The organism is Onishia taeanensis (assembly GCF_013349955.1).
GTDB lineage: Bacteria > Pseudomonadota > Gammaproteobacteria > Pseudomonadales > Halomonadaceae > Onishia > Onishia taeanensis_B.
This window is the reverse complement of sequence record NZ_JABVXC010000008.1, coordinates 83,349-97,185: the sequence shown is the minus strand read 5'-3', so window position 1 is coordinate 97,185 and position 13,837 is coordinate 83,349. Positions and strand designations below refer to the sequence as shown.

Sequence of the window (13,837 nt, the reverse complement as noted above, 5' to 3'; positions counted from 1 at the left end):
ACGCTTTTCTCCCTTCCAAACTCGCCCGTATGTCGCCAAGGCGCATACGGGCATTTTTGTGTTCCTACTGCGCTCGGTCCCGCCTGGAGGCGATACGCTCCTGTGTCGATTCGTGTCATGATTTGCCTACAGGTTTCCCCGACGCGGCATTTACCCAGGACACTCCCTAACCGCATTGCGTTCGTCACAGCGGAGGTGACATGACGGCATTCCCAAGTCTTTACGATGCCCTGGCCCTGATTGCTCTTGGCGGTTTAGCCGGTTTCATCAATGTGCTCTCGGCGGGCGGCTCGATGCTGACCCTGCCGCTGCTGATGTTCCTGGGGCTGCCTGCGCAGGTCGCCAACGGCACCAATCGGGTGTCGATCGTCTTCCAGAGTCTGTCGGCGGTAGGCAACTTTCGCCGTGCCGGGGCCAGCCAGATAGGGCTAAGCCTGCGCCTGGCGGTGCCGGCGGTGATAGGCTCGCTGCTCGGCGTCTGGCTGGCACTCCAGGTCAGCGATGCCCTCTTCGAGGCGGTGCTGGTCACGGTGATGGCGGCCAGTGCGCTGATGATGCTGCTGCCTCAGCCGCGGCTCGAAACTCGGCCCTTGACCCGCGAACGCCTGACGCCGCTGGTCTATCTGGCGATGTTCGCGATTGGCGTATATGGCGGCTTCATTCAGGTCGGCGTGGGAGTGTTGTTCATCGTCGTACTCTATCGGTTATTGAAGATCGACCTGGCCCAGGTCAACGTCTTCAAGGTCTTTATCATTCTGATTTACACCTTGCCGGCGCTGGCGCTGTTTCTCTATCACGACCAGGTGCGCTGGAGCTATGGTCTGCTGTTGGCGGTGGGAAGCATGAGCGGTGCCTGGCTAGCGGTGCGGGTCAACATGGGGCCTCGCGGGGCGCTATGGGTACGCTGGCTGACGCTTGTGATGATCGGGGCCATCATCGTGCGCCTGGTGGTTGGCTAGCGCTGTCTCTTGTCGAGAGCGCTCGCTCTAGCGTACTAGCACTGCCGGATGGGGGCGCTGTAAAATGGGGTGTGCGCTGTAAAGAGTGCTAATGTAGTAGTGATAGCTTGCGAATCTACCCATGCCACTCGATGAGGATATCACCATGACACGACTGATCGCCCTGACGTTCCTGACCCTGTTTTCCGTGTCGCTGCTGGCAGGCTGTAACACCATGCGCGGTGCCGGCGAGGACATCCAGCAGGGTGGCCAGGCGATCGAGGAAGCGGCCGAAAGCTAGGCCCTCTATCGATAGCGGACGCCATGACGCTGACGGTGAGCGAGGCCGTCATGGTGAGCGATAACCCAGCGGGGCAGGCCATTGGCCTGCCCCGCTGGGTTGCGGGGACCGGCAGCCTGGTTACGGAGAGGACGTGCGCGAGGCTTCCAGGGCCGCCTGACGCTCGGCGTAATAGCTTTCCTGGGTTTGGCGTGCCTCTTCTTCTGCCTGCTTGCGCAGCTTCTTGCGCAGTGCGGCCTTCTCGAAACGCAGCTGCTGGAGCGGCGTTTCCAGCGGTAGCGGCGGCACCTCGGCCGGCTTGCCGTCACCATCGACGGCCACCATGGTCAGGTAGCAGCTGTTGGTATGACGGATCAGCCGTTCCTTGATCGATTCGGCGACCACCTTGATGCCGACCTCCATCGAGGAACGGCCGACGTGGTTGACCGACGCCAGGAAGGTCACCAGTTCGCCGACGTGGATCGGCTGGGAAAACTTCACCTGATCTACCGACAGGGTCACCACATAGTGGCCGGAATAGCGGCTGGCGCAGGCGTAGGCGACCTCGTCGAGCTTCTTGAGGATGGCGCCGCCGTGCACCTTGCCGCTGAAGTTGGCCATGTCGGGGGTCATCAGCACGGTCATCGAGAGCTCGTGCTGGCGGGGTAGGTCGTTGTGACTCACGGTGGGCTCCAGGGGATGGGAGGCAGAATGCTTATTCTGCTTCCCATCATAGCGTGCTGACCGCGTTCACAGATAGATAACCCTGGCAGTGACTCCTGGCGACAGAGCCTGGCCCTTCGCAAGAGTGGGGAGGCCCTAGCGAGTGCGTAGGGCCTTGGCGAGAGTGTGCGGACGGCACCTACAGGTAGGTGAGGCCCAGCGCGATGATGGCACCGCTGATGAACAGCTGAATCAGGCAGTAGCCCATGATGTCCTTGGCCTTGAGGCCAGCGATGGCCAGCACCGGCAGCGCCCAGAAGGGTTGCAGCAGGTTGGTCCAGGCATCGCCCCAGGCGACCGCCATGGCGATGCGCGGTACATCGGCACCCAGCGCCGCCGCTGCTGGCAGCATCACCGGTGCTTGCACCGCCCACTGGCCGCCGCCGGAGGGCACGAACAGGTTGACCACGCCGGCGCTGATGAACGACCAGAAGGGCAGCGTTTCGGCGCTGGCGAAGGAGACGAAGGCCTCCGACAGCGTCTGGGCCAGGCCTGACTGCACCATGATCGCCATGATGCCCGCATAGAAGGGGAACTGGATGACGATACCGGCGCCACCCTTGATGGCTTCCTGAAGACTGGCGAGCAGCCGGCGCGGCGTGCGGTGTAGCACGATGGCCAGGAACAGGAACAGGAAGTTGATCACGTTGAGGTTGAGCCCGCCGCCGCGCAGCACGAAGTGATCGAGCAGGAACAGCAGGCCGGGTATGCCGACCAACCAAGCCAGGGCGCGGCTGTTCTCGAGGCGCTCGGCGGGGCGAGTGATGCGCACGCGGGTTTCCTGTTCTTCCTCCAACAGTGCCGGGTCGACGTAAACGCTCTCGTCTTCGCTTGGCAGCATCAGTCGGTTGACCAGCGGTACGCTGACCAGCAGCACGCCGACGATGATCAGGTTGAACCAGGAGAAGATGGTCTCGGAGGTGGGGACCACGCCGATCTGTTCGACGGTGAAGTGACCTTCGGTGGCGATGGTCAGCGGGATCGAGCCGGCGAGCCCGGCGTGCCAGATCAGAAAGCCCGAATAGGCACTGGCCACCAGCAGGCGGTAGTCGACGCGGACCTGGCGAGCCAGTTCCTTGGCGAACAGCGCCCCTACCACCAGGCCGAACCCCCAGTTGATCCAACTGGCCAGCAGCGACACCACGGTCACCAGCACGATGGCGCCACCGGCGTTCTTGGCCTTGCCGGCGAGTCCTGACAGTGCGCGCTTGACCGGCGGCGTGTTGGCGAGCATGAAGCCGGTAATCAGTACCAGCAGCATCTGCATCGAGAAGGTCAGCAGGTTCCAGAAGCCGTCGCCCCAGAAGCGCAGCACCTCCAGAGGTGTTTGTCGCTCGACCGCGATGGCCGCTACGGCGGCGACCAGTGTCAGCAGCAGCACGAAGATATACGGATCCGGCAGGTAGCGCTCGACCAGCTTGACGGCTGGCCGCGAGAGAAACTTGAGCATGATCGTGGTCTTCTCGTGTATGAGTGAAGTCAGCGAATGACGAATATCCGACCCACCACGTTAGCGGATTGTGCCGTGAAACGACTATCGACCATGGTCGCCCCCGGCGATCCATACATGGCGCCGGTAATGGAGGTAGTAGGCGCCCAGCGTGGCCGAGCGCACCAGCATGAAGGCACTGAAGGCGAGCCATAGCCCGTGATTGCCCATTGGCTGGGTGAGCCACCACAGCGGCAGGTAGACAGCGAGCCCGACGAAGATGCTGTTACGCATCTCGCGGGTGGCGGTGGCGCCGATGAAGACGCCATCCAGCAGATAGCTCCATACCGCGAGCAACGGCATCAGCACCATCCAGGGCAGGTAGGTGGCCGCCGTGGCGCGCACCTCGGGCAGGTCGGTGAGGAGTGCGACCAGAGCCTCGCCGCCCAGCGCGAAAGCCAGCATGGCCGCGGCGGCGATGGCCAGCGAGAAGCCCCCGGCGCTGCGTACCGCGGCGGCGAACTCGTCCCAACGCGCCCGGCCCACGGCACGGCCGGTCAGCGCCTCGGCGGCATGGGCGAAGCCATCCAGGCCGTAGGAGGTGAGCATGATGAACTGCAAGAGGACCGCATTGGCCGCCAGCACGGTATCTCCCTGGCTGGCGCCCTGGGCGGTAAAGAACGCCATCGCGAACAGCAGGCCCAGGGTGCGCAGGAACAGCTGAGCATTGACCGCGAACAGCGCTTGATAGGCATTGAGGGCGATCAGCCGCGCACGGTCGAGTTGCCCGCCCAAGACGCCAAGCTGGCGTCTCACCAGCCACAGGCCCGCGGTCAGCGCCGTGTAGTCGGCGATCACCGTGGCCCAGGCCACGCCGTCGCTGGTCATGCCTAGCCCCACCACGAACCATAGATCGAGGGCGATATTTACGCTGTTGGTCAGTACCATCAGGATCAGGGTGACCCGGGAATTCTGCTGGCCGAGAAACCAGCCGAGAATCGCGTAGTTGGCAAGCACCGCTGGCGCGGAGAGGATACGAATGCCGGCATATTCGTGGGCGAGGGCGGTGGCCTCATCGCTGCCGTCGAGCAGCATGAGGCCCAGCTCGATCAGCGGCGTCGAGAACAGAATCAGCCCGGCGCCGATCACGGCGGCCATCACCAGCGACTGGCCGAGCAGGGTGCGCACCTCGGTATCGTCTTCCCGGCCGACCGCCTGGGAGGTCATGCCGGTGGTGCCCATGCGCAGGAAACCAAAGCCCCAGTAAAGGAAGCTGAACAGGGTAGCGCCCAGCGTCACCGCCGCCAGATAGCGGGAGTCCGGCAGGTGGCCGACCACCGCGGTATCGACCAGCCCCAGCAACGGGACGGTGATATTGGAGAGGATGATCGGCCAGGCCAGGGGCCAGATGCGCGGCGCAGCGGTGCGTTGAGTGGACAAACCGTTTCCTCGATCGAGCCAGTGGGTCGGCAGGATACCCTAGGCGTTCCGGAGGCACAGCCCGGAAACGACACAGCCCCATGGCGCGGGGCTGTGTGCAGGATCGGTAGGCGCTTGCCTTAGAAGCGGTAGCCCAGGCTGACCGAGGCCAGGTCGATGGTGTAGTCCTCGCCATTATTGCTGAGGTCATAGCGCTCGTATTCGCCGCGAATCATGACACGATCGATCACGTACTCGGCGCCAACACCGTAGAAAGGATCGGTGCCGTCTTCGCCGGCAGAATCTTGGTACAGCTGACCATTGATGACAGCATTGCCGCTTAGATCGGCATCCCAGGCAATCATGCCCAGCTTGCCATGAATGCTGAGTCCCCCTTGGATCGGCAGACGACCGACCAAGGCGGCCCCGAAGCCATCGATTCCGAGCTTGAGGTTGGCACTGTCGCTGCCGCTTGAAGCACTCGCAGTCGAATCGCCAAAGTCCAGATAGCTGGCTTCCACGGCGAAATTGGGGTTGAAGCGGTAGCCAGCAAATAATTTAGTGGCTGTATCGCTATCGTCAGTATTGGCGCCAGCTTGTTCGAGCGAGTCGAGGGTATCGTTATCCACTTTGGCCTGACCGATGCCTGCCCCGAGATAAGGCCCTTCGGCCGGATTGTACTGGTTGCTCTGGGCAAAGACGGGGGAGGCGACCAGCGTGGCCAGCGCGGTAGTGGCGATGAAACGTTTCATACAGCTCTCCTTAGCGTGTAATGAGGAAGTGTTCTTAGGGGGATAGTTGTCGTGTAAATAGGCTTTACAAACTGAGTTTGCATTGCAACATAAGGAAGTGCTGACAGGCTATAGTGAGGCATGCAGTATCTAATGCAAAAGAAGCAAAGCGCATGAGCCAGGGAGCAAGAAAATGGTCAGGATGAGTTCGGTGGTAGTAAGCATGATGATGGCTCTGGCCATCATGTTCGGTAGCGGGCTGGCAAGCGGTCCGGCTTTAGCAGCAGAGTCTGGCCTGGAGGAAGGGCCTAGCGGCGGGGCAATGGTCGCGGATGCGCTGGTGGCTCGGCCGCTGCTGGCTGTGGCAACGGTAGGTGGTACGGCAATATTCCTAGTGACATTGCCGTTCTCGGCGCTGGGTGGCAACGTCGGCGAAGCGGCCGACACGCTGATCAAAACGCCTGCCGAGGCGACTTTCCGGCGTTGTCTGGGGTGCAGCGTCAGCAGGCGTGGCGACGAGTTTTAATTTCATCCCATGATTAGCCAGCCGAAGACATAAACGCCCCACGAGTGAATTCCCCCATGGTGGGGCGCTGATACTTGGCTAAGGAAACTTATGCCCGTTCAGGCGGCGGTGATGGCGTGGTACTTGTCCATCAGCTGCTCGCGGGTTTCCTTGCGCTGTGGGTCCAGTGGAATGCAGTCGACCGGACAGACCTGCTGGCACTGCGGTTCATCGAAGTGGCCAACGCACTCGGTGCACAGGCCTGGGTCGATGACATAAATTTCTTCCCCCGGCGAGATAGCGCCGTTGGGGCATTCGGGTTCGCAGACGTCGCAGTTGATGCACTCGTCGGTGATCATCAGGGACATATTAAGGTTACTCCAGGAAAGGGGCTGCTCGAGCGGGAGCCGGCTAATATCCGAGTAAAACGCTCAGCTATTATAACGAGCATTCAGGGCTTCGACGACCCTGGGGTGAACGAGTTTCGAGACATCGCCGCCGAGCTTGGCGATCTCGCGCACCATCGTCGAGGAGATGTAGGAGTTCTCGAGTGCCGGCGTCAGGAAGACGCTCTCCACATCCGGCGCCATGGCGCGGTTCATGTTGGCCAACTGCAGCTCGTATTCGAAATCCGAGACGGCACGCAGCCCGCGCAGGATGATTCGCGCCTGGTGGTGGGCCAGGAACTCGGTGAGCAGGCCTGAGAATCCGGTGACCTCGACGTTGGGCAGCTTTGACACCACCTCCTGGGTCAGCGCCACTCGGGTGTCCAGGTCCAGCGCCGGCTGTTTGCCGGGGCTGGCTGCGATGGCGATGATCACCTTGTCGAACATCCTGGCGCCACGTTCGATCAGGTCAAAGTGACCGTTGGTGATGGGGTCGAAGGTGCCGGGATAGACCACGATGTTCATAGCGCGCCTATTGTGGGTCGTTGGTGTGGTCACTGTCTCGATGGGCGTCGTCGAGAGAGCCGAAAGGGTTGTCGACGGAAAGCGACACCTTCTGAGCATAGCCGGGGATGCCGATCTGATCGGCATCGACCGAAAGCTCGGGGCCTTCCAGTACGCCTTGGCCGAAGCGGTACAGGGCCTGGAAGTGGCCTCGGTCGGCGCCCGCTTCGTAGTCTCGGGAGGCCTCGAGGATAGCCGCGCGGCGATCCTTCCAAGCATCTATCGCGGCCTGGCCGTGGCGCTTGACCAGCAGCCGTTCCGTTACCGCAGGCGACAGCACCAGGCCTGTCGCATTGTTGCCACCAAAGCCCTTGGCGTTGATGAAGGCGGCATCGGCCTCGAAGGCCTGCGGTTCGGCGAAGAAGTGCAGGCGCTCGGCATGCACGTCGTCGGCCACGGCATCGAGCGTGGGAATGCCCGGCAGCCAGCCGTAGGCGAAGCTGCCGAGGGCGCTGACCAACTGGTCGCCGGCGGCACTGCCTTGAGAATGGCCGACGAAGGCCTTGACCGCGACCACCGGCCAGGAGGTGATGCCGTGGGCCGAGGCCACCTGGTGAAAGACGTGGGACTCGGTGGTGCGGTTTTTTGGCGTGCTGGTGCCATGGGCATGCAGGAAGGTGCGCGTGCGCAGGGATTGTTCGCCGAGCATGTCGCGCGCCAGGCTGACGGCCTTGCCAAGGGTGATGTAGTTGCCGATGCCGGGGGCGGAAATCGAGCGCTTCCAACCGTCGGCATTGGTGAAGACGCCGGGCACGCTACCGAGTATCTGAGCACCGGTTTCCAGCGCCAGGCCGTCGTCCATCAGCAGCACGAACTGACTGGCCTCGGCGATGGTGAAGCCACAGTTGCGGGCAAAGGGGCGACAGGCGCGCTGGTAGTCGGCATCGGTGAGCAGGCTGAGGGCGTCCAGCGCCTTGAGGCTGTCATCGTCGGCAAGCGCGCCCATGGTACGAAAGCCCTCGATGATCTCGGGTGTAATCGGCGCATCGGCGGTGCCGACCATCACCACGCGACGGCGACCGCTTTTGATTTCCTCGATGCCCAGACGCAAGTTGTAAAGGAAGGTCGCGCAGGCGCCCTGGACGGCACCGGTGGCGCCGACGCTGCCCAGTACATAGGCATTGAGGAAGTCGGCCGGCATCTGGCCATAGCCCAGCGGCATCTGCTTGGAGGTGGCGCGATTGCCCGAGGCATAGCTTTTCAAAAGGCCGCCCCAGCCGGCATCGTCGAGCTGGCCGATGGAGTTGCCGGCGTAGACGGCGATCGCATCCGGGTCGAGGCGGTCGCGCAGTGCCTCCCAGTCGAGGCCACTCTGGCCGAGGCAGTCCGAGGCGCCGAAGATTGCCATCGATAGCCCGCGGGGGTGGTGGACGCTGCGATACAGGCTGCTGGGCTCGAAGCCGCTGGGCAGCTGGCCGGCGGCACGTACCTGAGCGCTGCGGCGTTCGGGCAGCATGACGTCGAACTGCCCCGGCGGCACCGTGACCTCGACATGACGGCGATCCAGCTCACGCACCTGCCAGGTCTCTGGTAGCTGCTCGGGAAGCTGGCGGCGACGCACGTGGAACACCAGCGGTGCCTCGATGGACAGCTGGGCCGGGCGATTGGCAGGGATCCCATCGGCACCGAACATCGGGTCCTCGATGCGGCGGATCAGGGTATGGTCGAGAACCTGCTGTTGGTAGCGGGTGACGATCTGATCGGCGTCCAGTGCCTGGCCGCTTGAATCCTGCCAGGGCGTGCTGCCGTCGGTATTCACCAGACGCATCATCGCCGCCAAGCCGGTCAGGGTGCTGGCCTGGGTGTCCGCGTCGAGGGCCGAAAGGACCGTGCGCCGAAACGCCTGATGGCCCGAGGTTCTGCCGGCAGCATTCACTCCCCCCATGCCGACGATCACCGGTAACTGTGACAAGCCGCTTACCTCATTGTGCTGATGGCGCCTGGGCGCTCATGTTTCCTTCATTTGCAGTCGATAATATCACTGTGGTCGCTACCCCGTCATGCGGGCCTTGGCCCCGCAGGCGGTGGTTTTCATCTTCTTGTCATGAACAGATGTTTGAATCTGCGCCTGGCCGACCGGCCCTGCTAGAATAGCGGGCTCCTTTCTTTACCCGGCCACCGGACGCCCATGCACGCCAATTCTCGAGCCATCGTTACCAATCAGCCTGGCCCTCATCAGGAACTTGCCCGACGCGTTTCCCGGGCGCTTGCCCATCCGCTCAAGAAGCCGATTGCCGAGCACACGCGCAGCGCTTTCGCCGAGGCCGACGCATGGCGCTCAGCGCGAGATCAACCGCTGATTCTCGATGCAGGCTGTGGCGTTGGACTCTCGACTCGTCAACTGGCCGAATATTTTCCTGGCCATGTAGTGATCGGTGTCGATCGCAGCGCCGACCGGCTGTCCCGGGATCATGGCGAACTCCCGGACAACGCACTGTTGGTGCGGGCCGACCTGGTGGACTTCTGGCGACTGGCGCTGGCATCGGGATGGCAGCCGGCCCGCCATTACTTGCTCTACCCGAACCCCTACCCGAAGGCCGCCCACCTCAAGATGCGCTGGCACGGTCATCCGGTGTTTCCGGCCATTCTCGCCCTCGGCGGACGGTTCGAGCTGCGCTCCAACTGGCGGCTATACGTCGAGGAGTTCGCGCTGGCCATCCAGCAGGCCACCGGTGAGGTCGTGCACGCCGAGATTTATCGGCCGGGCGGTGACTTTCTGACGCCGTTCGAGCGCAAGTATCACGCCAGTGGACAGTCGCTTTGGCGGCTTCAGGTCGACCTGCCGCCGGCTCCCGAACTGCTGCCCACACCCTGAAGTGCCACTGATTTAGCGCTCCTGGCGACCGCGAAACCCCTGGCCCAGCGATTGACGAAGCCAGCGCGCCACCGGTCCCTGAGCACTGTCGCGGCGGGCGATCATTTCCACCTCGATGCGTGGCGCTACCCCAAGCGCCTCACCAGTCAAGGTAGTCAGGTGATCGCGAAAGGGCGGGTAGCTGGCGATATGCTGCGGCACCAGCGCCCAGCCTAGGCCGCGCGTGGCCAGTTCCGCCATCGAGTAGAAGCTGTTCAGGCGCCAGAATCTCGCGCTGATGACCTGTCTCCCTGCGCTACCGGTACGCGAGGCGATCACCAGCTGACGATGGCTTGCCAAATCAGAGAGATCCGGCGCCGGCAGCTTGGCCAGCGGGTGGTCCTGGGCGACCACCAGTAGCTGCTTAAGGTGAGCGATGCGCTGTCCTTCCAATAGCGGGCCGCGGGCCTGCTGACTGAGCAGAATTCCGATGTCGGCGGTGCGGTCCTCGACCCAGCCGGCGATGTCGCCCTGGGCGCCGTAGAGCAACGTCAGCTGCAGTGCCGGGTAGCGATGGGCCAGCGCCTCGAGGGTGGAATCCACCGGCGGCATTTCGACCAGGGCTTCGTCGATGGCCATGACCAGGCTTGCTTCCTCACCCTCGGCGATGGCTCGGGCCCTGGCATCCAGTCGCTGGCACTGGTGCAGCACCGCCCGGGCCTCGTGCAGCACGGCCTCGCCGGCAGGGGTCAACTGCGGCAGGCGTCCCTGGCGGTCGAAGAGCATGCAGCCCAGGTCGTCCTCCAGGTGGCCGATGGCGGTGCTGATTGCCGACTGGGCGCGCCCCAGTCGGCGCGCCGCGGCAGAAAACGAGCCCTGCTCGGCGGCGGCGGTCAGGCATTCCAACTGATCCAGTGTCCAGCGCATAGAGGTCTCCTGCGAAACGGGGAGTGGCAGCAGATCGATTGGCTAATCTATCAGGATATCAGATGGAATCTAACTAGATGCTATCTCTCCTGTGGTTAGAATGGCCGGAAGTTTTTAGGTATTCGTCGTCGTGTTCACCGTTGCATCGGTCACAAGCTTCATGGCTCGGACATCTCGATGCGAGAAGGTCTCATTGGAGGGGGCATGCGTTCGGTAAAGGAAAGGCTCCTGCACAGCGCGCTGTTCGAGGCCGGTGGCCTTATGGTGGTGACTCCGCTTGCCAACGTTTTCAGCGGCCATGGCATGGGGCAGTTGGGGGCGCTGGGGGTCGCAATGGCCACCATGGCGATGCTCTGGAATCTGATCTGGAACCGCATCTTCGATCACTGGGTGCCAAGCCGGAAGCGCAGCTTTCTGCAGCGTCTCGCCCAGGCCCTGGGGCTCGAGATCGGACTTGTCGCGTTGACGCTACCCGGCGTGGCCTGGTGGCTCGCGATCGGATTTGTCGAGGCTCTGTGGCTCGATATCGGTTACGTGCTTTTTTTCCTGGCTTACGGCCTGATTTTCAATACCCTTTTTGATCGAGCGGTGCGCCGTCACCTGGCGCGGGGAGGTAGCTCATGACCTATGTATTCCTGGCGTTGGCCATCATTGCCGAAGTCGTTGGCACCACCGCTCTCAAAGCGTCCGAGGAGTTCTCGCGGTTTTGGCCGAGTGTACTGGTGGTCGTCTGCTATGGGCTCGCCTTCTATTTACTGTCGCTGGCGCTGCGCACCCTGCCGGTGGGGATCGCCTATGCCTTCTGGGCGGGGCTCGGCATCGTGCTGGTCACCTTGATCGGCATCTTGGTCTATGGTGAGCGCCCCGACCTGCCGGCGGTATTGGGGCTAGGGATGATCATTGGCGGCGTGGTGGTGATTCAGGTATTTTCCAGCGTGGCGTCTCACTGAGGCCGGTACACGTCTCTTTATCGAGGCCCGATGCCGCCTCTTTATCGAGGCCCGGTGCCGCCTCTTTATCGAGGCCCGATGCCGCCTCTTTATCGAGGCCCGATGCCGCCTCGCACGAAGCGGTCCAACGCTATTTCGCCATACGATCTCGCCCAATAAGGCGAGCCATGAAACCAGAGGCCTGCTCGGCTTCCTTTGCTGTCGGACTGTCCATGCCTCCTTTGTCGCTGCGTTTATTGCTGGTTGTGCTGCTGTGCTGTGCTTTGGGGGCGCCGATGGCATCGGCGGCGGGTTTCGAGCGCCTTTCCGCCTTGGAAGATCAGGGCTTTCTGATCGGTGCCGAGGCGCGTCTGCTCGACAGCGGCGAGGTGCTCGGCGAGATCACGCCCGATCTCGAGCTGTCGCCGGCCTCGGTCTCCAAGCTCTACATGGCCGCTGCGGCCCTCGATCGTTGGGGGCCCCAGCACCGCTTCACCACTCGGCTGGTGACAGCTGGCACGCTTTCCAACGATGGTGTGGTGTCAGGCGATCTGGTCTTCGAGGGCGGCGGTGATCCGGCGCTGGTCTCGGAGGATCTCTGGCGGCTGGTGCAGCAGCTGCGTCAGCAGGGGGTGACTCGAGTCGATGGGGCGCTCGAGATCAATCAGTGGCGCTATGGCCCGGTACAGTGCATCACCACCGATCGCTGCGAGGCGCGTCGTCGAGGTACCAACGCCTATAGCGCGCTTCTGTCGGCGGCGGGCGTCGATTACGGCAGCTGGTGCCTAGTGGTTCGCCCCGGGCCAGTTCTTGGCGAGCCGGCCCATGTTGCCAGCTGCTCGAGCGGCGCGCTGCTGACGCGTCTCGATAATCAGGTCCAGACCGTCCGGGCCGATGGCCGAACCCGCCTGGAAGCCGAGCGCCTGACCGACGCCCAAGGCGATCGCATGGTGCTAGAGGGTGCCATCGCCATGGGTGATGGGCCGCGCTACGTTTACCGCGCCAGCTCCGATCCTGCCGAGCAGACGGCCAGCACCCTGGCATCGCTTCTCGAGCAGGCCGGCATCGCCGTGACCGGTGGCGCACGGGTGGTCAGCTCGGCGCCCCCGGCTGCAGCCACTGAGTTGGCTTCCGTACAGGGCAAGCCACTGCAGGAGCTCTTGCAGCGCACCCTCAACTACTCGAACAACTTCATGGCCGATGTGCTGGCCCTCGATCTGGTCGGTTCGTCCCGAGCGACGCTCCCCCAAGCCGGCGATGCGGTGGAGGCCTTCGCCCTGGCGATCCCCGGCCATGGCCCGCTGACCCTAGAGAGCGGCAGCGGCCTGACCACCGGCAATCGCACCACGGCGCGCGGCGTTACGGTGCTGCTCGAACGCATGTACCAGCGCCCGGCGCTGTTCCCGAGCTTTATCGCCGGCCTGCAGTCGCCCACCAACGGCGCCATGCGCTTCCTGCGCCGAGGCAGCGACACCTTCCAGGAAAACGTGATGCTCAAGACGGGCACGCTCAACCAACCCTTCTCGGTGCGCTCTACCGGTGGCTACTTTCGCACCCAGAGCGGTCGCTGGGGGGTGTTCTCGGTGCTGGTCAATGGCACGGCCAGCACGCCCTACCTGGCCTGGCGGCAGGTGCTTGAACCGCTCGCCGATGACCTTGAGTCGATGATCCTGAGCCACTGAGGCATTTCCAGGGATTGTCATCGTCTGCTGCTAGGCTCTGTCCGAAAAAGTCGGCGATCACTCGCCATCACGGCCACCTCTGGCGATGGCCATCACTTATCCTCCGATACGCAGGAACGACTCGATGAAGCCTGGGCACACCGGCTGGCGCCACCTGATCCATTCTACCCGCTACTCCATCAAGGGCCTTAATGCCGCCTTTCACAACGAAGCCGCCTTCCGTCAGGAACTGGGGCTTTGCCTGGTGATGGTGCCGCTGGCGGTCTGGCTTGGGCACTCACCCGTTGAATGGATCTTGCTGATCGGCAGCTGCCTGCTGGTGTTGATCGTCGAACTGCTGAATACCGCCGTGGAGGCGGTGGTCGACCGCATCGGGCCTGAACGCCATGAGCTTTCCGGGCGGGCCAAGGATATCGGCTCGGCGGCCGTGATGCTGGCGCTGATGATCGCCGGGATGACTTGGGGATTGCTGGCCTGGCAGCGCTTCTTTGGCTAGGCCCTGTCCGAAAACTGGCTGCGCTCGACCATAC

16 protein-coding genes are annotated in these 13,837 nt (G+C 63.2%); 8 read left to right on the top strand and 8 right to left on the bottom strand.

The genetic code is table 11. From position 1 onward, the window contains the following. The first annotated feature begins 200 nt into the window (after window positions 1-200). Window positions 201-959: a sulfite exporter TauE/SafE family protein gene (locus HUS66_RS10915; protein ID WP_175070943.1), complete on the top strand. Its 759-nt coding sequence runs from the start codon at window positions 201-203 to the stop codon at window positions 957-959. A 145-nt stretch (window positions 960-1,104) separates the two neighbouring features. Further along, complete coding sequence (locus tag HUS66_RS10910) at window positions 1,105-1,239, top strand: entericidin A/B family lipoprotein (RefSeq protein ID WP_175070942.1); 135 nt, start codon at window positions 1,105-1,107, stop codon at window positions 1,237-1,239. Window positions 1,240-1,359: 120 nt separating this feature from the next. Here HUS66_RS10910 and HUS66_RS10905 read toward each other — a convergent pair whose 3' ends face one another. From HUS66_RS10905 to HUS66_RS10890, 4 genes are all read right to left on the bottom strand, one after another. Continuing rightward, window positions 1,360-1,863 carry an acyl-CoA thioesterase gene (locus HUS66_RS10905; protein ID WP_175071004.1) on the bottom strand — a complete coding sequence of 168 codons (504 nt, stop codon included), beginning with the start codon at window positions 1,861-1,863 and terminating at the stop codon, window positions 1,360-1,362. A gap of 217 nt (window positions 1,864-2,080) precedes the next feature. Further along, the gene (locus HUS66_RS10900; protein WP_175070941.1) at window positions 2,081-3,391 is read right to left on the bottom strand and encodes a short-chain fatty acid transporter; all 1,311 of its coding nucleotides are present in this window, start codon (window positions 3,389-3,391) and stop codon (window positions 2,081-2,083) included. An 84-nt stretch (window positions 3,392-3,475) separates the two neighbouring features. Next, entirely contained in the window at window positions 3,476-4,810 is a 1,335-nt protein-coding gene (locus HUS66_RS10895) for an MATE family efflux transporter (protein ID WP_175070940.1), read from the bottom strand. Window positions 4,811-4,929: 119 nt separating this feature from the next. Beyond that, window positions 4,930-5,541: a porin family protein gene (locus HUS66_RS10890; RefSeq protein WP_175070939.1), complete on the bottom strand. Its 612-nt coding sequence runs from the start codon at window positions 5,539-5,541 to the stop codon at window positions 4,930-4,932. Window positions 5,542-5,713: 172 nt separating this feature from the next. Here HUS66_RS10890 and HUS66_RS10885 point away from each other — a divergent pair, with 172 nt between their 5' ends. Beyond that, complete coding sequence (locus HUS66_RS10885; protein WP_254628794.1) at window positions 5,714-6,046, top strand: hypothetical protein; 333 nt, start codon at window positions 5,714-5,716, stop codon at window positions 6,044-6,046. Window positions 6,047-6,144: 98 nt separating this feature from the next. Here HUS66_RS10885 and HUS66_RS10880 read toward each other — a convergent pair whose 3' ends face one another. From HUS66_RS10880 to HUS66_RS10870, 3 genes are all read right to left on the bottom strand, one after another. Beyond that, entirely contained in the window at window positions 6,145-6,393 is a 249-nt protein-coding gene (locus tag HUS66_RS10880; protein ID WP_092525949.1) for a YfhL family 4Fe-4S dicluster ferredoxin, read from the bottom strand. A 63-nt stretch (window positions 6,394-6,456) separates the two neighbouring features. Beyond that, window positions 6,457-6,936, bottom strand: a complete 480-nt coding sequence (gene coaD, locus HUS66_RS10875; protein ID WP_175070937.1) for a pantetheine-phosphate adenylyltransferase — start codon at window positions 6,934-6,936, stop codon at window positions 6,457-6,459. A gap of 7 nt (window positions 6,937-6,943) precedes the next feature. Further along, window positions 6,944-8,860: a beta-ketoacyl synthase gene (locus HUS66_RS10870; protein WP_175071003.1), complete on the bottom strand. Its 1,917-nt coding sequence runs from the start codon at window positions 8,858-8,860 to the stop codon at window positions 6,944-6,946. A gap of 243 nt (window positions 8,861-9,103) precedes the next feature. Here HUS66_RS10870 and trmB point away from each other — a divergent pair, with 243 nt between their 5' ends. Further along, on the top strand, window positions 9,104-9,790 hold the full coding sequence (gene trmB / locus HUS66_RS10865; RefSeq protein ID WP_175070936.1) for a tRNA (guanine(46)-N(7))-methyltransferase TrmB: 687 nt from the start codon (window positions 9,104-9,106) through the stop codon (window positions 9,788-9,790). A gap of 12 nt (window positions 9,791-9,802) precedes the next feature. Here trmB and HUS66_RS10860 read toward each other — a convergent pair whose 3' ends face one another. Further along, window positions 9,803-10,696: a LysR family transcriptional regulator gene (locus tag HUS66_RS10860; protein WP_175070935.1), complete on the bottom strand. Its 894-nt coding sequence runs from the start codon at window positions 10,694-10,696 to the stop codon at window positions 9,803-9,805. 204 nt (window positions 10,697-10,900) lie between these two features. Here HUS66_RS10860 and HUS66_RS10855 point away from each other — a divergent pair, with 204 nt between their 5' ends. From HUS66_RS10855 to HUS66_RS10840, 4 genes are all read left to right on the top strand, one after another. Continuing rightward, window positions 10,901-11,320 carry a PACE efflux transporter gene (locus tag HUS66_RS10855; RefSeq protein WP_175070934.1) on the top strand — a complete coding sequence of 140 codons (420 nt, stop codon included), beginning with the start codon at window positions 10,901-10,903 and terminating at the stop codon, window positions 11,318-11,320. After that, the gene (locus HUS66_RS10850) at window positions 11,317-11,646 is read left to right on the top strand and encodes a DMT family transporter (RefSeq protein WP_175070933.1); all 330 of its coding nucleotides are present in this window, start codon (window positions 11,317-11,319) and stop codon (window positions 11,644-11,646) included. The genes HUS66_RS10855 and HUS66_RS10850 overlap by 4 nt, the downstream gene beginning before the upstream one ends. Before the next feature lie 212 nt (window positions 11,647-11,858). Then, window positions 11,859-13,307, top strand: coding sequence for a D-alanyl-D-alanine carboxypeptidase/D-alanyl-D-alanine endopeptidase (dacB, locus tag HUS66_RS10845; RefSeq protein WP_175070932.1), 1,449 nt, complete (start codon window positions 11,859-11,861; stop codon window positions 13,305-13,307). Window positions 13,308-13,431: 124 nt separating this feature from the next. Beyond that, complete coding sequence (locus HUS66_RS10840; protein ID WP_175070931.1) at window positions 13,432-13,803, top strand: diacylglycerol kinase; 372 nt, start codon at window positions 13,432-13,434, stop codon at window positions 13,801-13,803. The last annotated feature ends 34 nt before the right edge of the window (window positions 13,804-13,837 follow it).